The organism is Stenotrophomonas sp. 10L48 (genome assembly GCF_056395105.1).
Window position 1 is genome coordinate 409,658 of record NZ_JBFTIX010000001.1, and the last position, 22,769, is coordinate 432,426.

Below are 22,769 nucleotides of genomic sequence, written 5' to 3' on the forward strand. Positions count from 1 at the left end.
GGACCCAAGATCAAACGCCACAGCTGCACCCAGTAGATCCACGCCATGCGTGGATGCTCTTGCCGTTGATCTTGATCTTCCGGCCCGCCTTACAGCGAGCCGAGCACCGCAGGTCCGGCGAGGGCGAAGAGGTGCGGGTGTCTGAGCGCAGCGAGTTCCCGCACCGTCCCTCGGCGGACCGAGAAGCGCAGGGTACCGGCGCGTAGCGACGGCTCGCGGCCGGCGGCGCGTTTCTTTTGGTTACTTTTCTTTTCGCGCGAAAAGAAAAGTGACGCCCCTCCGCGGTCGCGGAAACGATCCGCCGGGCATGGCCCGGCGCTACCGACGCGTGGGCGCGCAAACAAAAACGCCCGGCGCGAGGCCAGGCGTTCCTGCACTGCTCTACAAGCGGAGGCTTATGCCATGGTCGACGCCCGCAGCGCGGCGATGCGCTCTTCCAGCGGCGGATGGCTCATGAACAGCTTCTTCGCCGTCGACCCGGCAATACCGAACGCGGCGATCTGCGTCGGCAGGGTGCTCTGGCCGTGGTTGAGCTGCAGCCGCTCCAGCGCCGAGATCATCTTCTGACGGCCGGCCAGCGATGCACCGCCGGCATCGGCACGGAATTCGCGGTGGCGCGAGAACCACATCGAGATCATCGTGGCGAACAGGCCGAACACCATCTCCAGCACGAACACGATGATGTAATACGCAAAGCCACGGCCACCACCTTCGCGGTTGCCCGACAGCGCGCTGTCGATCACCCCGCCGACTACGCGGGCCAGCACGATCACGAAGGTGTTCAGCACACCCTGCAGCAGCGCCATGGTGATCATGTCTCCGTTGGCGACGTGGGCGATCTCGTGGCCGAGCACGGCTTCGGCTTCATCCTCGCTCATGTTGTGCAGCAGGCCGGTGGACACCGCCACCAGCGCATTGTTGCGGTTGGCACCGGTGGCGAACGCGTTGATCTCCGGGCCGTCATACACCGCCACTTCCGGCATGCCGATACCGGCGGCCTTGGCCTGGCGCTCGACGGTGGCCAGCAGCCAGCGCTCGGTCTGGTTGCGCGGCTCGGTGATCACCACCGCACCGGTGGAGCGCTTGGCCATCCACTTGGACAGCAGCAGCGAGATGAGCGAACCACCAAAACCGAAGATGGCAGCCATGACCAGCAGGCCGCTCATCGAACGGGAGTCCACGCCCAGGATTGACATCACGATGCTCGCGAGGATCAGCACCGCGAGGTTGGTCGCTAGAAAGAGGGCAATACGGGTGAACATGGGAAATTCCGGCTCGGAAGGGGTCGATATCCGTCAATCTGCGGTGCAGTCAGCTTGAATTCAAGCGCCAACCTGACCGACGATTCAGCTGCATGACCTCCTCCCTCTCCTGCGGCCGCTTCGCGCCCTCGCCCACCGGCCTGCTGCATCCCGGCTCGCTGCTTGCCGCCTTCGGCAGCTGGCTGCTTGCGCGCCACCATGGCGGCCTGTGGCGGTTGCGCATCGAAGACGTCGATCCACCCCGCACGGTGGCCGGCGCCGCACAGGCGCAACTGCAGGCGCTGGCCGCCTTCGGCCTGCTTCATGACGGGCCGGTGATCTGGCAGAGCGCGCGTGGCGACGCCTACCAGACGGCGCTGGACCGCCTGCTGGCCGATGGCGACGCATTTGTCTGCCACTGCAGTCGGAGCGATCTGGCCGCCAATGGCGGCATCCACCATCGCTGCGTCGCGCGGCAGGCAAGACCGGACCCAGCCGTCCGCTTCCGCGTGCCGCCCGGCAGCATCGTGCGGTTCGAGGATGGCCTGCGCGGCCCGCAGCAACAGGATGTCCATGCCGAGGTCGGTGATTTCGTACTGCGCCGCGCCGACGGCTGCTGGGCCTACCAGTTGGCGGTGGTCGTCGACGATGCCGCGCAGGGCGTGAACGAAGTCGTGCGCGGCGCCGACCTGCTCGATTCCACCGCCAGGCAGATCCTGCTGCAGCAGGCGCTGGACCTGCCGACGCCGCGCTACTGGCACCTGCCGCTGCTGCTGGATGCACCGGGCCACAAACTGTCCAAGTCACTGGCCGCGCTGCCGGTGGATGCCGGCGCGCCGGTACCGGTGCTGCGCCGGTTGTGGGAACTGCTGGGCCAGCCGGGCACCGCACTGGACGGCATCGACGACCGCGACGCGCTGTTGGCCGCCGCGCAGCGCAGCTTCAACCCCCGCCTGCTGCCGCGCGCGGACATTCTGCTGCCGGCCGGCGCACTTTCCGCGCCGATGTTGCAGAATCCCCCTTCCCCCACCTGACATCCGGACAGCTTTCCATGACATCTCGCGTCGCACTGGTCACCGGCGGAACCGGCGGCATCGGTACCGCCATCTGCCAACGCCTGGCCGACCAGGGCCACCGGGTCGCCACCAACTACCGCGATGAGACCAAGGCCCGCGCCTGGCAGCAGGCGATGACCGAACGCGGCTACCACGTGGCGATCTTCCCGGGCGATGTCTCCGACTCTGCCAGCGCCGAAGGCCTGATCCGCGCGGTCGAGGCCGAACTGGGCCCGGTCGAGATCCTGGTCAACAACGCCGGCATCACCCGCGACACCACCTTCCACCGCATGCGCGCGGAGCAGTGGCACGATGTGATCAACACCAACCTCAACTCGGTGTTCAACGTCACCCGTCCGGTCATCGAGGGCATGCGTCGACGCGGCTGGGGCCGGGTCATCCAGATCAGCTCGATCAACGGCCTGAAGGGCCAGTACGGGCAGGCCAACTACGCCGCCGCCAAGGCCGGCATGCATGGCTTCACCATCTCGCTGGCGCGCGAGAACGCAGGCTTCGGCATCACCGTGAACACGATCTCGCCCGGTTACGTGGCCACCGACATGGTGATGGCGGTGCCCGAGGAAGTGCGCGCCAAGATCATTGCCGACATCCCGACCGGGCGTCTGGGCAAGCCGGAAGAAATCGCCTACGGCGTGTCCTTCCTGGTGGCCGAAGAGGCCTCGTGGATCACCGGCAGCAACCTGGACATCAACGGCGGCCATCACATGGGCTGGTAAACGGCGCCAGGGCCTGAAAGCCCGTGCTGCACCCTGCCGTTGGTCATGCTGCGCAGCACGCAAAGCCTTGCTGCGCAACATTCCGGCGACGGAAAGCCAAGCCTGGCGGGGGCTGGGGCGGTTGCAACCGCTGCTGCACTGCGCCATGCTGCGCGTCTACTGTGACGAGTACCGCTTCATGGCTGCGACCCGCATCATCAAGAAGTATCCGAACCGCCGTCTGTACGACACCGAGATCTCCAGCTACATCACCATCGAGGACGTGCGCCAGCTGATCCTCGACGGCGAAGACTTCGAAGTCCGCGACGCCAAGAGCGGCGACGACCTGACCCGATCGGTCCTGCTGCAGATCATCGCCGACCAGGAGCAGGACGGTGAACCGATGCTCTCCACCCAGCTGCTGAGCCAGCTGATCCGCTTCTACGGCGATTCCCTGCAGGGCTTCATGGGCAACTACCTGGAGCGCAGCATGCAGGTCTTCCTCGACCAGCAGCAGCAGTTCCGCCAGCAGATGGGCAACCTGCTGGGGCAGACGCCGTGGGCGATGATGAACCAGCTGACCGAGCGCAACCTGGAGTTGTGGCAGGAATTCCAGCGCAACATGGGCAGCGGTTTCGGTGGCCCGCGTCCGGGTGGCACCGGAACGGGCACCGGCGCCGGTACGGCCGGCAAGCCGAACGATCCGACCGGCGGCACCGGCACCGGCGGCAAGACCCGCCGCTGAGCCCCCGCCCCGGCGGATACGAAAACGGCGCGCCATGAGCGCGCCGTTCTGTTTTGAACGCCTCTACGCGGGGCGTGGTTCTACTTCCTGCAGCCCTTGCAGACCCGCTCGACCTTGTACCCCTTCGCCCGCAGCTTCTCGACAACGCCGTCGTTGCCCAGCAGGTGCAGGCCGCCCACCACCACCAGCGTGCCGCCCTGCCCGGCCTGCAGGTACGGCAGCAGCTTGGGCACCCATGCATCGTTGCGGTCGGTATTGATGCGCTGGTACAGCTGCGGATACTTCTGGCGCATCTCCACGCCCATCCGGCTCCACAGCAGGCGATCGTCGCCGCGGCGCCAGGCCTCATGCAGCATCTGCGCCTGGGCGTCCCCCTTGCCCGCTTCGTCCAGCGCCTCGGACAGCATCTGCCGCTGCTCCTGCACGCTCATGCCATCAAGCAGGTTGATCTGGCTGGACATGTCTTCCAGGCCTGCGGTCTTCTTGCCGGCCTTCTGCGCCCGCTGCATGAAGTGCCGGTCCAGCCCCAGTTCGGGGTCCAGGCCCAGTTTCTGCATCTGCCCGACGGTGATGGTCAGGCCGACGAACCACGCTTTCATGCCCTGCAACTGCGCCAATGGCAATTGGTTCTGCGTCGCATAGGCCTGCAGCTTCTGCCAGGTCGGCGCATCCAGGTCACGCTTGAGTTCACTGCCGTCCTTGCGGGTAGCCACCTGCACCATCTGGCTGGCCATCTGTGGCGACTGCAGTTCCTCAGGGGTCACTTCGAACAGCACACGCTGCGAGGCTTCGAATGCCTGCTCGACCTCGGTCGACAGTGGATAGTCCTGCGGCTTCAACAGATGGAAGGAACCCAGCAGGTACAGGCGTGCGTCTCCCTGCCCGGTGACCTTCCACAGCAGCGGCACCGGCGGCTTGCCGGCCGTGGCTTCGGCCGGCGCATCGCGCGCGACGGCCAACGGACCGACGGCGCAGGCAGCGAGAAAAACGGCACTGCGCAGCAACAGTTTCATCAACATGTTCAACCCTCTCCTTCAGGCAGGTGATACGTTTTCTCACCCGCTTCCACGCGCAGGTCCAGGCGGTTTTCCGGCGGCGCCAACGGACAGGTCGCATAGGCGGTGAACGCGCACGGTGGGTTGTGGGCGTGGTTGAAGTCGATCGTCACGTGGCCGTCGGCCGTGGGCGCATCGGTATCCAGATAGCGGCCGGCAGGGTAGCTGCCGTGGCCACTGGTACGGTCGGCAAAGATCAGGAACAGCGGCTGCCCGGGTTCGCCGATCGCTTCCAGCCGCCAGCTGCGGCCGTCGCGATCGAATTCCACGGCACCGGCGTTGGGCATCTCGGTGGTCAGGCCGGTGATGTCCACGATCGGCAGGGTCTTGCCTGGCGGATGCGCGATGAAGCGCGCCTGCACCTGCCATTGCGGGCCACCGGGCCAGTACTGCAGGCCGGCGAAATCGCGGCGCGCCGGTGCATCGGCATGCTTGACCCGCAGTGCGTCACGCGGGCCGCGACGGATCAGGCTGAGCTGGCCCTTGCCACCATCGAAGGCCAGCAGGGTCGGCTGCGGATCCTTGTCGGTATCCATGCGCACACGCCCGCGCACGGGCTGTCCATCAAGGGTGACATCCGTGCCGGACTCCGGCGTGAACCACCACTGGTCGCCTTCACGGCGCAGCAGGCCCAGCTTGGCCGGCCCCACCGCCAGGCGGATGCCGCTGGTGTCGCCGCTGCCGACGAAGTGCGATCGGTTCTGCAACCAGTGCAGGCCGACCAGCGCGGTCCAGCCATCGGGCCGGGTCAGGTCCTGGTAGCGCAGCACCCGCCATTGCTGTTGCTGTGCGGCGAAGGCCGGATCCTCAACGGCGGCCGGTGCCGGCGTGGGTGCCGGGCTGCAGGCCACCAACAACAGGGCCGCCAGCAGGCTGCCCATTCGGCAAAATCGCATCGGTGCTCCCCTCAACGTCCGCGCAGGAACCAGCGGTCGATCTCCGCCAGCGAAAAACGGGCCCAGGTCGGTCGGCCGTGGTTGCACTGTCCGGACCGCTCGGTGATTTCCATGTCGCGCAGCAGCGCGTTCATTTCCGGCACGGTCAGGCGCCGGTTCGCACGCACCGCGCCATGGCAGGCCATGGTCGACAGCAGCTCATCGCGCGCAGTGGCGATGCGACGGCTCTGGCCGTGCTCGCGCAGGTCGGTCAGCACATCGCGCAGCAGGCCTTCGGGCTCGGCATGGGCCAGCAGCGCCGGGATGCTGCGCACGTGCAGTGCGCCCGGTCCCGCGCGGGTGATCTCGAATCCGAGCGCAGCCAGCGTATCGGCCTCCGCCTCGGCGGTATCGGCCTCGCGCTCGCCCACCGCCAGGGTGATCGGCACCAGCAACGGCTGCGACTGCAGGCCGATGCCATCGTGCGCATTCTTCAACCGCTCGTAGCCGATGCGTTCGTGCGCCGCATGCATGTCGACCACGATCAGGCCTTCGGCGTTCTCGGCCAGGATGTAGATGCCATGCAGCTGGGCAACGGCGTAACCCAGCGGAGGTACGCCGGCGTCGGCACTGGTGACCGGCAATCCGTTCTCCATCGGCATCGGCGGCAGTGCCGCACCGCGCTCGGCACCCGCTGGCGACGCATACAACGCAGCATAGGCGGCGGGTGCGTCGGCCACCTGCAGGCCCAGCGGCTGCTGCGGGCGCCAGCCAGAGAAGCCGCCACCACCACCGCCGCCCTGCCCGGCACCGGGCGCCGGGCCGCGTACGTAGCCGAAGCTGGACGCCGTCGCGCCCGGCATCGCCGCCGCAGGGTCGCCTTCGGCCGGATGCGCCGCGCCGGCACCGATCTCCTGCGCGGTCATGCCGGCACGGGTGTCGGCCAGTGCATCCTTCAGGGTGCGGTAGACGAAGTCATGCACCAGCCGCGAATCGCGGAAGCGCACCTCATGCTTGGCCGGATGCACGTTCACATCAACGCGCGTCGGGTCCAGCTCCAGGAACAGCACATACGCTGGCTGGCGGCCGTGGTACAGCACGTCGCCGTAGGCCATCTTCACTGCATGGGCGACACTGCGGTCACGTACCGAACGTCCGTTGACGTACAGGTACTGCTGGTCGGTGCTGGCGCGCGAATAATGCGGCTGCGCGATCCAGCCATGCAGGCGCAGGCCGGCACTGCTGTGGTCCACGCGCACAGCCTGGTTGGCGAAGTCCTCGCCCAGGGTCTCGGCCAGGCGCACGTCCGAATACAGGTCGCCTGGCTTGTAGCGACGCGAGGCCTTGCCGTTGTGCGAGACGCGCAGCTCGACATCGGGACGGGCCAGCGCCAACGAACGCAGCCACTCTTCGATATGCCCCAGTTCGGTGCGCTCGGCGCGCAGGAACTTGCGCCGCGCCGGCACGTTGTAGAACAGCTCGCGCACTTCCACCGTGGTGCCGGGCGCATGCGCGCGCGGGGTCACCTCGCCGATCTTGCCGCCTTCGATCTGCAGTGCCGAACCGTGCTCATCATGGGCACGGCGCGAGGCCAGGGTGAAACGACTGACCGAGGCGATCGACGGCAGCGCTTCGCCACGGAAACCCAGCGTGGCCACTGCTTCCAGCTCATCCAGGTTGGCGATCTTGCTGGTGGCGTGCCGCGAAACCGCCAGCGGCAACTGTTCTGCGGCAATGCCGCTGCCGTTGTCGCGGATGCGGATCAGGCGCACACCGCCTTCTTCCAACTCGATATCGACGCGGCTGGCGCCGGCATCGATCGCGTTCTCAACCAGTTCCTTGACCACCGATGCGGGTCGTTCGACCACTTCACCGGCGGCAATCTGGTTGATCAGGATTTCCGGCAGCGGCCGGATCGGACGCGGATCGGGCGCGTTCATGGGCAGGCAAGGCAGGCAGACGTCATGCCACGATGATAGCGGAGCGGCGCCAAGGAGAGTCGAGATCCACCGTACGCGGCGCCAGCCAGCCAAGCGTGGCCTGGCTCCAGCGGACGCGAGCGATCCAGCGGGTTACTTGCTGCCGCCCGCCACGGTGCTTGCAGCGTCGATCTCGGCCTGCGCGCGCGCGGCGTACAACGTGCCCGGCGGCGGTTGGCGACTGAAGAAGGTGTGCACGCCATCCAGCACCGCACCGGCGACCTTGCGCTGGTAGGCCGGGTCGATCAGGCGGCGCTCTTCATCCGGGTTGGAGATGAACGCGGTTTCCACCAGCATCGCAGGCATGTCCGAAGTGCGCAGCACGGCGAAGTTGGCGCGCTCGATGTTCGGCTTGTGGTTGTTGCCGATACGCTTCAGGCCGCCCAGCACGTGCCCGGCTGCGTCTTCGGAGGATTTCATGTAACCGCTCTGGGCCAGGTCCAGCAGGACGTTGGCCAGCGTGCCTTCGGTCTGCTGCAGGCGCACGCCACCGACCAGATCGGCGGCGTTTTCCTTGTCCGCCAGCCAGCGTGCACGCTGCGAAGACGCGCCCTTGGTCGACAGCACATACACCGACGAACCGGTGGCCGAGCGGTTTTCGGCGGCGTCGGCATGGATCGAAATGAAGATGTCGGCCTTGTTCGCACGCGCCTTCTGCGCACGCATCGGCAGCGGGATGAACACATCGCTGTCGCGGGTGAGGAAGGCTTTCAGGCCAGGCGTGGCGTTGACCTGGCGGGCCAGTTCACGCGCCACCGCCAGGGTTACATCCTTCTCGCGCTTGCCGGTCGGGCCGATGGCGCCCGGATCCTGGCCGCCATGGCCCGGATCGATCGCCACCACCAGGTGACGCATGCCAGGCTGCATGCGTATGCGCGAGGCATCGCTGGGCATGGTCGGACGCGGCGACTCGGTCGGCGCAACAGGTGTCGGCACCGGCTTCGGCTGGGTGGCCACAACCGCAGTGGTGGCCTGTCCAGCCAGGATGGCTGCCGGCGACGACGTCGGGGTGCTGCTGGCGGTGGTGCCTGCTGCCGCCATCTGCACCGGGGTGGTGCTGGGTGCCGGCGTCGGCGCGGCGGGTGCCGCAGCGCTGGCACTGGCCTGCTGCTGGACCTGCGCGGTCAACAGCGCAGTGGCTCGCGCGGCATCACCACGGGACTGTGCGGTTTGTGCCGGGGTCGGGCCCGGGACCGGAGCCGGACTAACCGAAGATGCCGCTGGCGGCTGCGCAGGCGTCGGCGCGGGGCGACTGGCGGCCACGGCCGGGCCATCGCCGGGCCACTCGATCACCAGCTTGGATTCATTGCCTTCGCGCTGCATCTGCGGGCGGAAGGGGGCGACCGTCTCGGCCAGGTCGAATACGACACGGAAAGTGCCCGGCACCGGCTGCCCGGTGCGCACCGCAGTCACCACGCCCTGCGGCGACGGCATCTTCAGGTTGCGCACCGCGCTGGAATCAGGGAAATCGACCACCAGCCGGTTCGGACCGGCCAGCGACAGGGTCTTGTAGCCACCACTGCCGACCAGCGCGATTTCCGCGCGGGTTCCGGTCGCACCGGTATTGAGCAGCACCTGGCGGACCTCACCGGCCCACGCACTGACGCTCGCCAGACCAAGTCCGACGGCGGCACAGATGGCAATGAGTCGATTCCCCGGGCGCATGACTCAGGATTCAATCACCGCACTGAACGGAATGCAACACCTTTTTCCTTAATAATCCGTAACCTGCCGGCGTTTGTTCTCGTCAGCCGACAGAAAGGGCCTGCAAGTCGCCACCTTCGGGAAGCCGCTGCAGCCATTCACGTCCCGTGTCGCTGATGCCAGTGAGACGCACGCGACGCCCCTGACCTTCAATCTGCAGTGCGACCACCAGATCGGTTGGCGGCAGCGCACCGGCACCGCGCTCTGGCCATTCGACCAGCCACAGCACGGCACTGCCCTCGTCCAGCCCGAGGAAATCCAGCTCGCCGGCCTGGCCGATGCGATACAGGTCCATGTGCCAGGCCTCGCCGCCACTGGACAACGGATAGCGCTCGACCAGGGTATAGGTGGGGCTGCGGATCGCCCCCTGCACGCCCAGCGCCCGCAACAGCGCGCGCGCCGTGGTCGATTTGCCGGCGCCAAGATCACCGCGCAGCTCGACCAGCGCCTGCGGCGGACGGGTGGCTGCCAGCCATTGCCCCAGCAGTTCGGTGGCGTTGCTGTCAGCAAGGAAGAATTCGGTCATCGGGAACGTTCCGGGTTGGCCAGCCGCCGCAGGGGCGCCAGCAGATCAGTGGGAAGCAGGCCGCGGGCACCGTCGGCGGCGGCGACATCGCCGGCCAGGGCATGCAGCAGCGCACCGCCTGCCGCCGCATCGAACGCAGGCAGGCCCTGCGCGCGCAGGCTGGCGATGATGCCGGTCAACAGGTCGCCCATGCCACCCACCGCCATTCCCGGGTTGCCGGCCGCAATCAGTCGCGGTGTGTGGCCGGGCGCGGCGACGATGCTGCCCGCCCCCTTCAGCACCACCGCTGCGTGATAGCGCTCGGCCAGCGCCTGCGCGCTGGCATAGCGATCGGCCTGGACTGCCGCCGTGGTGGTTTCCAGCAGGCGCGCGGCTTCCCCGGGGTGCGGGGTCAGGATCGCATCGGGCAGCGCATGTGCATCCTGCGCCAGCAGGTTCAACGCATCGGCGTCGATCACCAGCGGCAGGCCTGACTGCAGCACACGCGCATACAGCGCGCGCGCCCATTCGTCCTGGCCCAGGCCCGGGCCGATCGCCACCACCCTGGCTTTTGCCAGCAACGCCGGCAGCGCTGAGCCATTTTCCAGCGCGTGCGTCATCGCTTCAGGCAACCTCGCCAGCAGCGGGCCGACATGGTCGCGGCGGGTGCCGATGCTCAGCAGGCCCGCGCCAGCGCGCAGCGCAGCTTCGGCGGCCATCGCGATGGCACCGCCGCTGCCATGGTTGCCGCCCACGCACAGCACATGGCCGGATTCGCCCTTGTGGCTGTTGGCACGGCGCGGCGGCAGCAGATCCGGCAGGCGCGACTGCGTCCAGCACTCTGCAGCAGCGACGACACCCTGCCAGGCCGCATCGGCCAGCGTCAGTGGTGCCAGGTGCCTGCGCCCGGTGTATTCCAGTGCGTCGCCGGTGTACAGGCCGCGGTGGGCGACGATGAACTGCACTGTCAGGGCCGCGCGTACGGCTGCGCCCGGCACGCAGCCATGGTCGGCGTCGACACCGCTGGGTACGTCCAACGCCAACACCGGCGCCTGCTGCGCGTTCAGCGCCTCGATCAAGGCCAGTGCCGCGCCCTCTGGTGCCCGGGAGAAGCCAAGGCCGAACAGGGCATCGACCCATAGATCGGCCTGGGCCAGTTCGCCGTTGAAATCAGTGACGGTGCCGCCGGCGGACCTGAAATCCGCTGCGGCGCGCTGCGCCAACGCCGTGGAAGGTGGGCTGCCCGGCAGCGCGATCAGCTGCACCTGCCGCCCGGCCTCCAGCGCATGACAGGCCAGCACATAGCCATCGCCGCCATTGTTGCCGCTGCCAACCACCACGCCGATCCGCCGCGCCTGCGGCCAGTGCTGCAGCAGGCTCTGCCAAGCCACCTGGCCCGCCTGGGCCATCAGGCCCCAGCCACCATCGCCCGCCAGCGCGGAGGCCTGGGCATCGAGTGTGCGTGCGGCACGGGAATCGAACAGATCGGCGAGGTTGGCCATGCGGGGATTTTATACTGGTGCACATGTCCCCCGTCCCTGCCCCCCTCGATCCGGCCCTGGCCGTACAGCGCATCCGCGATCTGGCGCGCGCGCATGGCTTCCAGCGCTGCGGTATCGCCGGCATCGAACTGGGCGAGGACGAGGCGCACCTGGCCGACTGGCTGGGCCAGGGCCTGTACGGCACGATGGACTGGATGGCACGCCACGGCACCCTGCGCGCGCGCCCGGCAGAGCTGCTTCCCGGCACCGTGCGGGTGATCTCGGTGGGCATGGACTACAGCCACAGGGACGACACCGAAGCGTGGGCGACCCTGGCCGATCCGGGGCGCGCCTACGTCGCCCGCTACGCGCTCGGCCGCGATTACCACAAGCTGATGCGCAACCGCCTGCAGAAGCTGGCCACGCAGATCAACGATGAAGTGGCGCCGCTGGGCTACCGCGTCTTCGTCGATTCGGCGCCAGTGCTGGAACGCGCGCTGGCACGCAACGCGGGGCTGGGCTGGATCGGCAAGCACACCTGCCTGATCGACCGCCACGGCGGCTCGTGGTTCTTCATCGGCGAGATCTACATCGACCTGCCGCTGCCGATCGACACGCCGGCCAGCGCGCACTGCGGCACCTGTACGCGCTGCATCGACGTCTGCCCGACCCAGGCCATCACCGCCCCGCAGCGGCTGGATGCGCGCCGCTGCATCTCCTACCTGACCATCGAGCATGACGGTGCGATTCCAGTGGAGATGCGACCGCTGATCGGCAACCGCATCTATGGCTGCGACGACTGCCAGCTGGTCTGCCCCTGGAACAAGTTCGCCAAGCGCACCGACGAAGCTGACTTCCGCGCCCGCAACAACCTGGACACCGCACGCTTGGACCAGTTGTTCGGCTGGGACGAAGCTGAATTCCTGCGCCGTACCGAAGGCAGCCCGATCCGCCGCAGTGGTCACGAGCGCTGGCTGCGCAACATCGCCGTGGCGCTGGGCAATGCGCCAACCACGGCAGAGACGCTGTCGGCGCTGCAGACGCGCGCCGAGGCTGCTTCGCCCGTAGTCCGCGAACACGTGCAATGGGCACTGGCCCAGCACGGCCAGCGCTGACGTGCGATCCTGAGCCCCCTGCTCCATCTGCCCCACGCCGTCACCATGCAGCCACGCAACAACGACGTCTTCACCCCCAGCCAGCTCAACACCCTGGCGCGCGACCTGCTGGAAGGCAGCTTCCCGGCGATCTGGGTGGAAGCCGAACTGGGCAGCGTGGCGCGGCCGGCGTCCGGCCATCTGTATTTCACTCTGAAGGACGCGCGTGCACAGTTGCGCGCTGCGATGTTCAGAATGAAGGCGCAGTACCTGAAGTTCGTTCCGCGCGAGGGCATGCGCGTGCTGGTGCGCGGCAAGGTGACCCTGTACGACGCCCGTGGCGAGTACCAGATGGTGCTGGACCACATGGAGGAAGCCGGCGAAGGCGCACTGCGTCGCGCGTTCGAGGAACTGAAGGCGCGGCTGGAAGCCGAGGGACTGTTCGACCCGGCCCGCAAGCGGCAGATGCCGGCCCACGTGCAGCGCCTGGCGGTGATCACCTCGCCCACCGGTGCCGCCGTGCGCGATGTGCTGAGCGTGCTCGGCCGCCGCTTCCCGTTGCTGGAAGTGGATCTGCTGCCGACCCTGGTGCAGGGCGCAACCGCTGCCGCGCAGATCACCCGCCTGGTGCAGGCCGCCGATGCCAGCGGTCGCTACGACGTGATCCTGCTGACCCGTGGTGGTGGCTCGCTGGAAGACCTGTGGGCCTTCAACGATGAAGCGCTGGCCCGCGCAATCGCCGCCAGCGGCACGCCGGTGGTCTCGGCGGTGGGTCACGAAACCGACTTCAGTCTCAGCGATTTCGCTGCTGACCTGCGCGCGCCTACGCCATCGGTGGCCGCGGAACTGCTGGTACCCGATCAGCGCGATCTGGCCCTGCGCCTGCGCCGCAACGCGGCTCGCATGGTGCAGCTGCAACGCCACGCCATGCAGCAGGCCATGCAGCGCGCTGATCGCGCCCTGCTGCGCTTGAACGCACAGAGTCCGCAGGCACGACTGGATCTGCTGCGCCGTCGTCAGCTGGACCTCGGACGTCGCTTGCATGCGGCGCACAACCAGCAGCAGGAGCGTCGCGCAGCCCGTTTGCGCCACGCTGCTGCAGTGTTAAGGGGCCATCATCCGCAGCGGCAGATGGAGGCGCTGCGACGTCGCCTTGCCGCGTTGGGCGGTCGCCCGCAGGCCGCGCTGCAGCGCCTGCTGCAGCGTGATGCGCTGCGCCTGCGTGGCCTTGCACGTTCGCTGGAAGCGGTCAGTCCGCTGGCGACCGTCGCGCGTGGCTACAGCATCGTGACCCGTGCAGAGGATGGCGCGTTGGTGCGCCGGATCGAGCAGGTGCAACCGGGTGACGCACTGCAGGCCCGGGTCGGCGACGGCGTGATCGACGTACAGGTGACTGCGGTCAAGTAAGGGGTGTTCGGCAGGGCTGCGCCCTGCACCCGCAGAAGCAACGGCAACAGCCGAAGCAACGGCAGAAGCGGGTTTCCTGAGGGATGGCGGGGCGGGCCCGGTTGCGGGGGACGCTGCAAGTACGTCCATGTAAGCTCGGTCGCGCCATCCATGACGCTCACGCCCCCGCAACCGGACCCACCCCGCCTTCGAGAGTTTCCCGGTGGCGGTTGGTACATCCATTCCATGCGTGAATGAATCTCCATCGAGATCGAATATTTCGACAATTGATCGAAATGCATCCACGCATGGCGTGGATCTACCGTGTCGACCAAGGTCGACACCCACCAAGGGCAGGCCATGCCGTTCCGACAGATCGCGAAATCTGTCGAAGGCGGGGTGGGYCCGGTTGCGGGGGTGTCAGCCGCATGGATGCGGCTGCCAAGCCCCCATGGACGGGTTCACGGCGTCCCCCGCAACCGGACCCACCCCGCCATCCCACAGGAAGCCAGCTTTTGCTGTTGAGGTTGCCGACCAGCGGCCGGCACTACCGCTTCGGCAGGTGCAGGGCGCAGCCCTGCCGAACCACCCTTTACCTGGCCTGCTCGCAGAACTTCTGCCGATACTCCAGTGCCTTCGGCATCAACGCCTGCAGGTTCTGGATACGGGTACCCGGATTGGGGTGGGTCGAGGCGAACTCCGGCGGCGACTGGCCACCACCGGCCTGGCCCATGCGCTGCCACAGCGGCACCGCCTCGCGCGGGTCGAAGCACGCTGCGGCCGCCAGCATCAGGCCCACTTCATCGGCCTGCGTCTCGTGGCTGCGTGCATACGGCAACAGATACCCATAGCCCATCGCCGACATCATCATCTGCTGCTGCTGCGCATCCATGCCACTGGCGGCGCCGGCTACCTGGCCGATCTGGGTCAGCTTCTGCTGGGCCATGCGCTGTGCACCATGGCGCAGCAATGCGTGGGCGATCTCATGGCCCATCACCACCGCCATCGCATCACGGGTACGCGCCACCGGGATCAGCCCCGTGTAGACCGCCATCTTGCCACCGGGCAGGCAGAAGGCATTGGCCTGCTCGGACGGAATCACGTTCACTTCCCACTCGAAGTCGCGTGCGAAGTGTGCCGGCTGCAGCCCGTGTTCCTGCGCCAGCGCGGTTTCGACCACGTCCACCTTGGCGATCAGTCGCTCGGCAATCGCCCGGACATCCCGCGAGACCTGTTCATTCGGGCCCAAAGGGCGCTCCTGCGACAGGATCTGCTGGTAGGCCTGCAGGCCCAGCGCCTTCTCCTGGCTGGCGTCCAGGCTGCTGTCGATCAGCACCTTCTCGCCGGTATAGGGGTCGACCGCACGGTTGGAGAACCAGTAGAACGCCGCGTAGCCGGCGGCCAGCAGCAGCACCCACCAGCGGATGTTGCCGAACAGGCCACGCCGCTGCTGCGGCGAGCGGGAAAAAGGATCGTTGCGCATCGGCTGGTCTTCCGGCTGACCCCGCCGGCCGGCGGGTACGGCGCAATCTTAGTGCGGCGCTGCCTGCGGCGGGTGAAACCGGCGCCGATCCAGTCGTGCCCGTCAGATCCCTCGCACCAGCCGGAAGCCGATGCGCGCGTTGGTGGTATCCGAATCCTGCGATTGCCGCCACGCCGCCCGGGTCTGCTCCGGCGCGTTGGCCCAGTTGCCACCCCGGATCACCCGTGAACGGCAGCCCGGGTTGAACCACGCCACACCATCAGCCGGCGCGCGCCGATAGCTGGCATGCCAGCAATCGGCCACCCACTCGCTCAGATTGCCGCCCATGTCATGCAGCCCGAAGGCGTTGGCCTGGAAACTGGCGACCGGGGCCGGTCCCCACCAACCATCGCCATAGCCGACGAAGGCGTTGTGCCAATGCCTGCCCGAAGGCGAAACATCCTTGCTGCCGGTGTAATTGCCACTGCCTTCCGGTGGCAGACCGGCATCGCCCCACGGGTAGCGGCCACTGCTGCCGGCACGCATCGCGTACTCGAACTCGGCCTCGCTGGGCAGGCGGTAGCTGCGGCCGGTCTGTTCGGACAGCCAGTTCGCGTAGTTCTCGGCATCACGAACGCTCACGTGCATCACCGGCGAATTGCCCAGTGCCCGCCCGCCGTCATAGTCGGACCGCCAGTCCACGCCGCTGCGACGGATGAAATTGCCGCTGCGCTCGTCATAGACCACCGAATGTCCACGCCGGGTCGCACGTGGGCGGGCATTGGTCGCCTTCACATAGCGCTCGAAGTCACCCACGGTGATCTCGGTGATCGCCATCGCGTACCCACGCTCGAAACGCACATAGTGCGATGGCCGCTCTGCGTCGGTTGCGCCCGGTTCGGTATCACTGGCGCCCATCTGGAATCCGCCATGCGGCACCACGATCATCTGCGGTCCACGGCCGCCATCACGCAGCGCATCGCTGAACACCTGCCCCGGCCGGAAGCTGCCGTAATGGGTGGCCAGTTCGATGCGTTCGCGCAGCTGCGCCACCACCGCGTCCCCCGGCAAGGCAATGCGCAGCGCTTCGGCCAGCTTCTCGCGCGCGGGCTTCAGCCCCTGCGGGGTAGTCAGATCATGCAGGCCGCCATCGCGCAGCTGGACCAGTGCCGCTGCACGGATCTGCTCGATGCGCTCGAACGCATCGGCGATGGTCGGTGACGAGTCCCGCACCTTGCTGGCTTCTGCCAACCACGCGCCGGCACTGGCGAAATCGCGGATACGCGCGGCATCCTCGGCACGCCGGATCAGCCCACTTTCAGCAGCTGCCAGGCCCTGCCGCGCGCGACGATTCGCCGGGTCCAGCGCAAGTGCCTCACGGAAGTTGCCAATCGCACCATCCCCCGCTTCGCCGATACGGTCGGCACGCAGATCGTCTTCGCCCGCGCGGTTGTAGGCGACCACACGCTGCGCGGTCTCGACCCGCCCCTGCAGCGCGCGCACCTTCTCGTCCTTCGGCGCCAGGGTCAGCAGCACCAGCGCCTGGCGCCCGGCTTCGGCCAGCGCCTCACGCTGCTGCAATGGCCGCTGCAGCAACGCATCGGCCTGCTGCTGCAGCTTCTGTTTCGCGCGTTGCAGGCCCAGGCGCGCCTGCCGATCGTCGGGTTCCTCCTCCTGCACTGCCAGCCACAGGGGCACGGCCGCATCGCCATCTTCATACAGATGCCCCCGCGCGAATGCCTGGTCGGCAGCCCGGCGCAGCTGTGCCAGCGTACGTCCCTGGCGATCGACCCGCGGCGGCGTCCACTGCTGGATGTCCTCGGCCGCGTCGTCACCGGCAATGGTCACCGTGCCCCGCCCGGTACCACGCGCCGGACCGGCCTCTGGTGCGGGATCGGCCGGCTGGGCTGCGGTGGCACCGGCGGTCTGCGCAGGGGGCGACGGCGTGCAACCGGCCAGGCTCACGGCCAAGGCGGTAAACAGCGCGGGCGACAGCAGAAAACGCAAGCAGGGCCTCCTTCGGCACGGATGCGGACCGACGTTAGGCTATTCTCCCCTGCCTGAGCAAACCCGAGTAGTAGGCCCTGACACGTGGCAACCTGGATCACCACCCCCGCCGAGCTGGACACATACCGCCAGCAGCGGCCGACCCGCATCGGCCTGGATACCGAATTCATCCGTGAACGCACCTTCTGGCCACAGCTGGCGCTGGTGCAGATGGCCGTCGGCGAGGACATCCTGCTGATCGACCCGTTGATTCCCGGCATGCCCGAGGCCTTGGCGCCGTGGCTGGCCGATGAATCCATCACCAAGGTCATGCACAGTGCCAGCGAAGACCTGGTGGCGTTCAAGTGGACCTGTGGCGTGCTGCCGCGTCCGTTGTTCGACACCCAGATCGGCGCCGCGCTGGCTGGCATCGGTGCTGGCATGGGCTACCAGAAGCTGGTGCAGGAGATCACCGGCGTGGCACTGGAAAAGGGCGAAACCCGCTCTGACTGGATGCGCAGGCCGTTGTCGGACTCCCAGCTGAGTTACGCCGCCGACGACGTCGAGCATCTGTTCGCGATGCACGACGCCATCTCCGCCAAGCTGGAAACGCTGGGGCGCCAGCAGTGGCTGCACGACGATGGCGAGCGCCTGCTGGCCAGCGTGGCAAATGACGAAGACCGCTGGCCCCACCTGGGCATGCGCTCGGCGCAGTTCCTGGACGCGCCCGCGCAGCGCCGCCTGCTGCGCCTGCTGCGTTGGCGCGACGTGCAGGCGCGCGCCAGCGACCGCCCGCGCAGCTGGATCCTGGACAACGAACTGGCCGCCACCCTGGCACGCACCCCGCCAGCCGATGCTGCTGCAGTGAGCAAGCTGTTCGAACAGTTCCCGAAGGCGCCGCGCAAGCTGGCCGCTGCGGTATGGCAGGCGCTGGACACGCCGCTGGCCGACGAAGCCGATGCGCCGTTGGCGATGCAGGCCAGCGATGCCAGCAAGCAGCTGCTGAAGAAGCTGCAGGATGCGGTGGCCGAACGCAGCCGCGAGCTCGGCCTGGCCGACGGCGTGCTGGCCTCACGCAAGCATCTGGAAAGCTATCTGGAGCATCAGCAGTGGCCGGCTGCACTGGCTGGCTGGCGCCAGCAGGAACTGGAGCCGCGGTTGCAGGCGTTGTTGCCCGCAGTCTGAGGAACCGGGCGGACAACGAAAAACGGCGCTCGATGAGCGCCGTTTTCGATACTCCAACCGGTAGTGCTTACCAGTTCATGTTCAGCGAAACACCCACGGTGCGCGGTTCGTTGTAGACCGCGGCCATGTAGTTCTCGATCACACCCTTGAGGTTCTTCTCGTTGGTGATGTTGCGCGCGAACAGCGCCACTTCGTAGGCACCGTAGTTGCCCGAATAGCCGATCTTCAGGCCACCCTCGAAATCACCCTTGGAGTTGAACTCCTTGCTGTCGTACAGCACGAAGCTGGTGTAGCCCTGCTTGTTCCAGTCGGTGGACACGAACATCGTGGCCGCGTCGCTGACCGGGAAGTCGTAGCGCGCTGCCAGGTTGATGTTGTACTTCGGTGCGTTCGGCAGCGGGTTGCCATCGATCTGCGCGAAGGTGTTGGCACCGACCTTGATGGTCGGATCGTTCACCGTGCACACCACCTGGCCGTTCAGGCCGCAGACCTGCGCGTAGACGCGCTTGTCCTTGATCTCGCTGTGCAGCAGGCTCAGGCCGGCGCTCAGGGTAAGGTTCTGGATCGGGCGCAGCTCCATGTCCGCTTCGAAGCCGTAGGCCTTGGCCTTGTCTGCGTTGAACAGCACGCCGTTGCCGTCCGAATCGTTGCCGTTGAGCTGGATGTCGTTGACGGTGTAGGTGAACGCGGTGGCGTTCAGGCGCAGGCGGTTGTCCCACAGGCTGCTCTTCACGCCCGCTTCCCACGACAGGATCGTTTCCGAATCGGCGGTGGTGAAGTCGGCATTGAACACCGCCGAACGGCCCTGGATGGTCGGGCCACGGAAGCCGCGGGCGACCTTCGCATAGACGCTCACGTCCGGGGTGATCTGATACATCGCGCTCAGATCCCAGCTCGGGGTGGTGTCGGTCATCTTGACGTCGGTGCGGCCCTTGTAGGTGACCAGGCCGGCAGCGGTATCGGCCGTCTTCAGCAGGCGGGTGTGCTTCTCATCGCGGGTCTGGCGCAGGCCGGCGGTGACGGTGAACTTGTCGGTGAAGGCGTAGCTCAGCTGGCCGAAGCCGGCCCAGGAGGTGTTCTTGTTGCGCAGGCGCACCCAGTTGTTCGGGTTGCGCGCAGCGCCCTTCAGGAACCAGGCGCGCTGGTAGAAGTCGGTGGTGTCGCTGCCGTTGAAGTAGAACGCACCGGCCTGCCACTGCAGGGCGCTGTCGTCATGGCTGGCCAGGCGGAACTCCTGGGTCCACTGGTCCAGGTCACGGATCTGGCCCATCGACTGGCCGTAGCCGTTCGGCACGCCATTGACCGGGAAGTTGACCGCAGCGCCGCCGTCGGTGTCACCGCGGCTGTAGCCGGAAGTGGTCTCGTAAGCGGTGATCGAGGTGAAGTCGATCGCGCCGAAGTCATAGCGCGCCTTCACCGAACCGCCGTAGGTCTTGTACGCCTGCGGGTTGTTGTCGGCCTCGTCGTAGGCGACCTGGTCACGCGGCACGTCGGTCTTGTTCGAGCCCTTGGTCAGTGCGTTGCGCAGGAACAGGGTCGAGGTGCCTTCGTAGTCGCGGGCGTGGGCCGAAGCAAGGATCGAGAACTGGTCGCTCGGGGTCAGCAGCAGCTGCGCGCGCACGTTGCGGTCGTCGAAGCCGCCCATGGCGTTCTTCTTCGGGCTGACCGTGCCATCGGCGCTGGGGCCGGTGTAGGTGTTGTCGACGTAGTCGTCGCGGTGCTGGTACAGCGCCGACACGCGGAACGATGCGATGTCGTTGATCGGGCCGCCGAAGCCACCGTCGATCGACACGCTGTTGTAGGAGGCATAGCTGGCGCTGACGCGACCGCTGTAGTCCTGGGTCGGCTTGAGGGTGTCGAACTTGACGATGCCGGCGGTGGTGTTGCGACCGAACAGCGAGCCCTGCGGACCGCGCAGCACTTCCACCTGGTCCACGTCATAGACCGGGTTGGACTTCAGCACCACGTGCTCCAGCACGACGTCGTCCTGGATGATCGACACCGGCTGCGAGGCACCGAGGTAGAAATCGATGTTGCCCAGGCCGCGGATGTAGAAGCGCGGGAAGATGCGGCCGGTGGTGGTTTCCGCATACAGGCTCGGCACGCGGCCGGACAGCGCCAGCAGGGTGTCGTCGCCGCCGGCGGTGAAGTCGCGCATGCGCTCGCCCTGCACCACGCCTACCGACACCGGCACTTCCTGCAGGTTCTGCTCGCGGTGCTCGGCGGTCACGGTGATGGTGTCCAGCCCGGTCGGGGTCGGTGCACTGTCCTGCGCGGCAGCACCGAAGCTGGCAGCCAGCGCCAGGCCTGCACAGGCCAGGGCCAGCGGATGGCGACGGAAGGAAACGAAGGAGGACGACATGCCCGACGAACGGCGGGAATCGGAATGGGAAGGCATCGAAAGCTCTGAGGAGGCGTCCGTGCGGCCTGCGCTGGCCGGGCGGCAAATAGGAGGAAAACTGCGCAAGCCGCCATTATCCTCCAAATTGTTACAATTTCGTTGCGTCGTCAGGCAGCAGGGGTATCAGGCCGTTTTCGGCACAGTCCCGCCTCAGCCGTGCTGCGGTAACGGCGCCAGCGCGACCTCGACCATCGCCAGCAGGCGTTCGCGGCTGATGCCGTCTCGCGCCTGCACCGAGATGCCATGCAGCACCGTGGCGAAATGATCGCCCAGCGCCTGCACGGATAGATCGGCCGCCAGCTCGCCAGCCGCCTGCGCCTGCTGCAGCCGCGCGATGATCGCTGCCGTGCGCTGGCGGCGGTGGCCGGCCAGCCAGTCGCGCACGCCCTCGCCATCCGGTGACACGCTGCTGGCCGAGGACACCACCAGGCAGCCATGCGGACGACCGCGACGGGTGTAGGTCAACACGGCATCCCGCAGCATGCTGCCGATCGCATCACGCAGTGACGCCTGCTCCAGCGCGCGCGGCGCGAAGCCGCCCTCGCCTTCCTCGTACAGCGCCACTGCTTCGCGGAACAACTGCTCCTTGCTCCCGAACGCGGCGTAGATGCGCGCCGAGGCAATGCCAAGCGCTTCGACCAGGGCCGACATCGAGGTGCCCTCATAGCCGTGCTGCCAGAACAGCAGCATCGCCTTGCGCAATGCCTGTTCCCTGTCGAATTCGCGCGGTCGCCCTGCCATCTGCCTGCCTGCCGTTCTGAGGCGCGCAGTGTAACGCGGGTGTTGACCATCCCGATGCACGCGCCTATTCTTTGTCGACCGACAAACAATTGGAGCAACACATGCAAACCCTCAAAGGCCCCAGCCTGCATCTGGCGCAGTTCGCTGGCGACCAGGCGCCGTTCGACAGCCTGTCCGGCATCGCCGCCTGGGCGGCCGGTCATGGTTTCAAGGCCCTGCAGATTCCGGCATGGGACGCGCGCCTGTTCGACCTGGCCACCGCCGCCGACAGCCAGGACTACTGCGATGACCTGCGTGGCACCCTGGCCGAGCACGGCCTGCAGGTCAGCGAGCTGACCACCCACATCCTGGGCCAGCTGGTGGCGGTGCATCCGGCCTACGATGAGCTGTGCGATGGTTTCGCACCGGAAGCACTGCGCGGCAATCCGCAGGCACGCAGCGAATGGGCACAGCAGCAGCTGCATCTGGCCGCCCGCGCCTCGCGCCGGCTCGGGCTGCAGGACATGGGCACCTTCTCCGGCTCGTTCGCCTGGCCCTATCTGTTCCCCTTCCCGCAGCGTCCGCCGGGCCTGATCGATGCCGCATTCGATGAGCTGGCACGCCGCTGGCGGCCGATCCTCGATACCTGCGAGGACAACGGCATCAACCTCTGCTACGAAATCCATCCCAGCGAAGACCTGCACGATGGCACCAGCTTCGAACGCTTCTTCGAGCGTGTGGGCCAGCACGAGCGCTGCCGCATCCTGTTCGATCCCAGCCACTTCGTGCTGCAGCAGCTGGATTACCTGCAGTTCCTGGACATCTACCATCCGCTGATCCGCATGTTCCACGTCAAGGATGCGGAGTTCCGTCCCAACGGCCGCCAGGGCATCTACGGTGGCTACGCCGACTGGACCGAACGCGCGGGCCGCTTCCGCTCGCTGGGCGATGGCCAGGTCGATTTCAAGTCGATCTTCTCCAAGTTGGCGCAGTACGACTACGCCGGCTGGGCAACGCTGGAATGGGAGTGCTGCCTGAAGGACCAGGAAGCCGGTGCGCGCGAAGGTGCCGCCTTCATCCGCGACCACATCATCCCGGTCACCGACAAGATCTTCGACGACTTCGCCGGCGCGCCGATCAGCGCCGCCCAGATGCAGCACATGCTCGGCATCGCCTGAG

The 22,769-nt window shown here is 67.3% G+C and carries 18 protein-coding genes; 7 read left to right on the forward strand and 11 right to left on the reverse strand.

From position 1 onward, the window contains the following. Positions 1-395 precede the first annotated feature (395 nt). Positions 396-1,262 carry a protease HtpX gene (gene htpX / locus AC1DCU_RS02090; RefSeq protein ID WP_154880863.1) on the reverse strand — a complete coding sequence of 289 codons (867 nt, stop codon included), beginning with the start codon at positions 1,260-1,262 and terminating at the stop codon, positions 396-398. A gap of 92 nt (positions 1,263-1,354) precedes the next feature. Here htpX and gluQRS point away from each other — a divergent pair, with 92 nt between their 5' ends. The 3 genes from gluQRS to phaR all read left to right on the forward strand — a co-directional run bounded on the left by gluQRS (position 1,355) and on the right by phaR (position 3,757). Next, on the forward strand, positions 1,355-2,275 hold the full coding sequence (gene gluQRS, locus AC1DCU_RS02095; protein WP_442252118.1) for a tRNA glutamyl-Q(34) synthetase GluQRS: 921 nt from the start codon (positions 1,355-1,357) through the stop codon (positions 2,273-2,275). Between the two features lie 17 nt (positions 2,276-2,292). Further along, positions 2,293-3,033, forward strand: a complete 741-nt coding sequence (gene phbB, locus AC1DCU_RS02100; RefSeq protein ID WP_025876381.1) for an acetoacetyl-CoA reductase — start codon at positions 2,293-2,295, stop codon at positions 3,031-3,033. 178 nt (positions 3,034-3,211) lie between these two features. After that, the gene (gene phaR, locus AC1DCU_RS02105; protein WP_025876379.1) at positions 3,212-3,757 is read left to right on the forward strand and encodes a polyhydroxyalkanoate synthesis repressor PhaR; all 546 of its coding nucleotides are present in this window, start codon (positions 3,212-3,214) and stop codon (positions 3,755-3,757) included. 80 nt (positions 3,758-3,837) lie between these two features. Here phaR and AC1DCU_RS02110 read toward each other — a convergent pair whose 3' ends face one another. The 6 genes from AC1DCU_RS02110 to AC1DCU_RS02135 all read right to left on the reverse strand — a co-directional run bounded on the left by AC1DCU_RS02110 (position 3,838) and on the right by AC1DCU_RS02135 (position 11,377). Beyond that, a complete protein-coding gene (locus tag AC1DCU_RS02110; RefSeq protein WP_032978689.1) occupies positions 3,838-4,776 on the reverse strand; it encodes a TraB/GumN family protein in 939 nt (312 codons plus the stop codon). Positions 4,777-4,778: 2 nt separating this feature from the next. Continuing rightward, positions 4,779-5,708 (reverse strand): DUF1684 domain-containing protein, encoded by a 930-nt coding sequence (locus AC1DCU_RS02115; protein WP_032978687.1) that lies wholly within the window; start codon positions 5,706-5,708, stop codon positions 4,779-4,781. 11 nt (positions 5,709-5,719) lie between these two features. Further along, on the reverse strand, positions 5,720-7,627 hold the full coding sequence (gene mutL, locus AC1DCU_RS02120) for a DNA mismatch repair endonuclease MutL (protein ID WP_032978685.1): 1,908 nt from the start codon (positions 7,625-7,627) through the stop codon (positions 5,720-5,722). Between the two features lie 132 nt (positions 7,628-7,759). Continuing rightward, positions 7,760-9,331 carry an N-acetylmuramoyl-L-alanine amidase gene (locus tag AC1DCU_RS02125; protein ID WP_478013591.1) on the reverse strand — a complete coding sequence of 524 codons (1,572 nt, stop codon included), beginning with the start codon at positions 9,329-9,331 and terminating at the stop codon, positions 7,760-7,762. Between the two features lie 82 nt (positions 9,332-9,413). Next, positions 9,414-9,896, reverse strand: coding sequence for a tRNA (adenosine(37)-N6)-threonylcarbamoyltransferase complex ATPase subunit type 1 TsaE (gene tsaE, locus AC1DCU_RS02130; protein ID WP_333623444.1), 483 nt, complete (start codon positions 9,894-9,896; stop codon positions 9,414-9,416). Then, on the reverse strand, positions 9,893-11,377 hold the full coding sequence (locus tag AC1DCU_RS02135; RefSeq protein ID WP_442252120.1) for an NAD(P)H-hydrate dehydratase: 1,485 nt from the start codon (positions 11,375-11,377) through the stop codon (positions 9,893-9,895). The genes tsaE and AC1DCU_RS02135 overlap by 4 nt, the downstream gene beginning before the upstream one ends. 23 nt (positions 11,378-11,400) lie before the next feature. Here AC1DCU_RS02135 and queG point away from each other — a divergent pair, with 23 nt between their 5' ends. Together queG and xseA are read left to right on the forward strand one after the other, a co-directional pair. After that, positions 11,401-12,471 (forward strand): tRNA epoxyqueuosine(34) reductase QueG, encoded by a 1,071-nt coding sequence (gene queG / locus AC1DCU_RS02140; protein ID WP_313446468.1) that lies wholly within the window; start codon positions 11,401-11,403, stop codon positions 12,469-12,471. 45 nt (positions 12,472-12,516) lie between these two features. Continuing rightward, positions 12,517-13,857 carry an exodeoxyribonuclease VII large subunit gene (xseA, locus tag AC1DCU_RS02145; RefSeq protein WP_442252121.1) on the forward strand — a complete coding sequence of 447 codons (1,341 nt, stop codon included), beginning with the start codon at positions 12,517-12,519 and terminating at the stop codon, positions 13,855-13,857. A 571-nt stretch (positions 13,858-14,428) separates the two neighbouring features. Here the strand turns inward: xseA and AC1DCU_RS02150 are convergent. Both AC1DCU_RS02150 and AC1DCU_RS02155 read right to left on the reverse strand, forming a co-directional pair. After that, on the reverse strand, positions 14,429-15,319 hold the full coding sequence (locus AC1DCU_RS02150; protein ID WP_025876363.1) for a M48 family metallopeptidase: 891 nt from the start codon (positions 15,317-15,319) through the stop codon (positions 14,429-14,431). Positions 15,320-15,421: 102 nt separating this feature from the next. After that, positions 15,422-17,305 (reverse strand): formylglycine-generating enzyme family protein, encoded by a 1,884-nt coding sequence (locus AC1DCU_RS02155; RefSeq protein ID WP_218787762.1) that lies wholly within the window; start codon positions 17,303-17,305, stop codon positions 15,422-15,424. A gap of 84 nt (positions 17,306-17,389) precedes the next feature. Here AC1DCU_RS02155 and rnd point away from each other — a divergent pair, with 84 nt between their 5' ends. Continuing rightward, positions 17,390-18,469 carry a ribonuclease D gene (gene rnd, locus AC1DCU_RS02160; protein WP_442251524.1) on the forward strand — a complete coding sequence of 360 codons (1,080 nt, stop codon included), beginning with the start codon at positions 17,390-17,392 and terminating at the stop codon, positions 18,467-18,469. Between the two features lie 67 nt (positions 18,470-18,536). Here rnd and AC1DCU_RS02165 read toward each other — a convergent pair whose 3' ends face one another. Both AC1DCU_RS02165 and AC1DCU_RS02170 read right to left on the reverse strand, forming a co-directional pair. Further along, positions 18,537-20,867, reverse strand: a complete 2,331-nt coding sequence (locus tag AC1DCU_RS02165; RefSeq protein WP_025876358.1) for a TonB-dependent receptor — start codon at positions 20,865-20,867, stop codon at positions 18,537-18,539. Positions 20,868-21,020: 153 nt separating this feature from the next. Beyond that, positions 21,021-21,611 (reverse strand): TetR/AcrR family transcriptional regulator, encoded by a 591-nt coding sequence (locus tag AC1DCU_RS02170; RefSeq protein WP_442251525.1) that lies wholly within the window; start codon positions 21,609-21,611, stop codon positions 21,021-21,023. 101 nt (positions 21,612-21,712) lie between these two features. Here AC1DCU_RS02170 and AC1DCU_RS02175 point away from each other — a divergent pair, with 101 nt between their 5' ends. After that, positions 21,713-22,768, forward strand: coding sequence for a sugar phosphate isomerase/epimerase family protein (locus AC1DCU_RS02175; RefSeq protein ID WP_134832855.1), 1,056 nt, complete (start codon positions 21,713-21,715; stop codon positions 22,766-22,768). Position 22,769 lies beyond the last annotated feature (1 nt).

Bases quoted from the DNA above. Each gene is read 5' to 3' on its own strand.
- htpX (WP_154880863.1), bottom strand. From the start codon at position 1,262: ATGTTCACCCGTATTGCCCTCTTTCTAGCGACCAACCTCGCGGTGCTG.
- gluQRS (WP_442252118.1), top strand. From the start codon at position 1,355: ATGACCTCCTCCCTCTCCTGCGGCCGCTTCGCGCCCTCGCCCACCGGC.
- phbB (WP_025876381.1), top strand. From the start codon at position 2,293: ATGACATCTCGCGTCGCACTGGTCACCGGCGGAACCGGCGGCATCGGT.
- phaR (WP_025876379.1), top strand. From the start codon at position 3,212: ATGGCTGCGACCCGCATCATCAAGAAGTATCCGAACCGCCGTCTGTAC.
- AC1DCU_RS02110 (WP_032978689.1), bottom strand. From the start codon at position 4,776: ATGTTGATGAAACTGTTGCTGCGCAGTGCCGTTTTTCTCGCTGCCTGC.
- AC1DCU_RS02115 (WP_032978687.1), bottom strand. From the start codon at position 5,708: ATGCGATTTTGCCGAATGGGCAGCCTGCTGGCGGCCCTGTTGTTGGTG.
- mutL (WP_032978685.1), bottom strand. From the start codon at position 7,627: ATGAACGCGCCCGATCCGCGTCCGATCCGGCCGCTGCCGGAAATCCTG.
- AC1DCU_RS02125 (WP_478013591.1), bottom strand. From the start codon at position 9,331: ATGCGCCCGGGGAATCGACTCATTGCCATCTGTGCCGCCGTCGGACTT.
- tsaE (WP_333623444.1), bottom strand. From the start codon at position 9,896: ATGACCGAATTCTTCCTTGCTGACAGCAACGCCACCGAACTGCTGGGG.
- AC1DCU_RS02135 (WP_442252120.1), bottom strand. From the start codon at position 11,377: ATGGCCAACCTCGCCGATCTGTTCGATTCCCGTGCCGCACGCACACTC.
- queG (WP_313446468.1), top strand. From the start codon at position 11,401: ATGTCCCCCGTCCCTGCCCCCCTCGATCCGGCCCTGGCCGTACAGCGC.
- xseA (WP_442252121.1), top strand. From the start codon at position 12,517: ATGCAGCCACGCAACAACGACGTCTTCACCCCCAGCCAGCTCAACACC.
- AC1DCU_RS02150 (WP_025876363.1), bottom strand. From the start codon at position 15,319: ATGCGCAACGATCCTTTTTCCCGCTCGCCGCAGCAGCGGCGTGGCCTG.
- AC1DCU_RS02165 (WP_025876358.1), bottom strand. From the start codon at position 20,867: ATGCCTTCCCATTCCGATTCCCGCCGTTCGTCGGGCATGTCGTCCTCC.
- AC1DCU_RS02170 (WP_442251525.1), bottom strand. From the start codon at position 21,611: ATGGCAGGGCGACCGCGCGAATTCGACAGGGAACAGGCATTGCGCAAG.
- AC1DCU_RS02175 (WP_134832855.1), top strand. From the start codon at position 21,713: ATGCAAACCCTCAAAGGCCCCAGCCTGCATCTGGCGCAGTTCGCTGGC.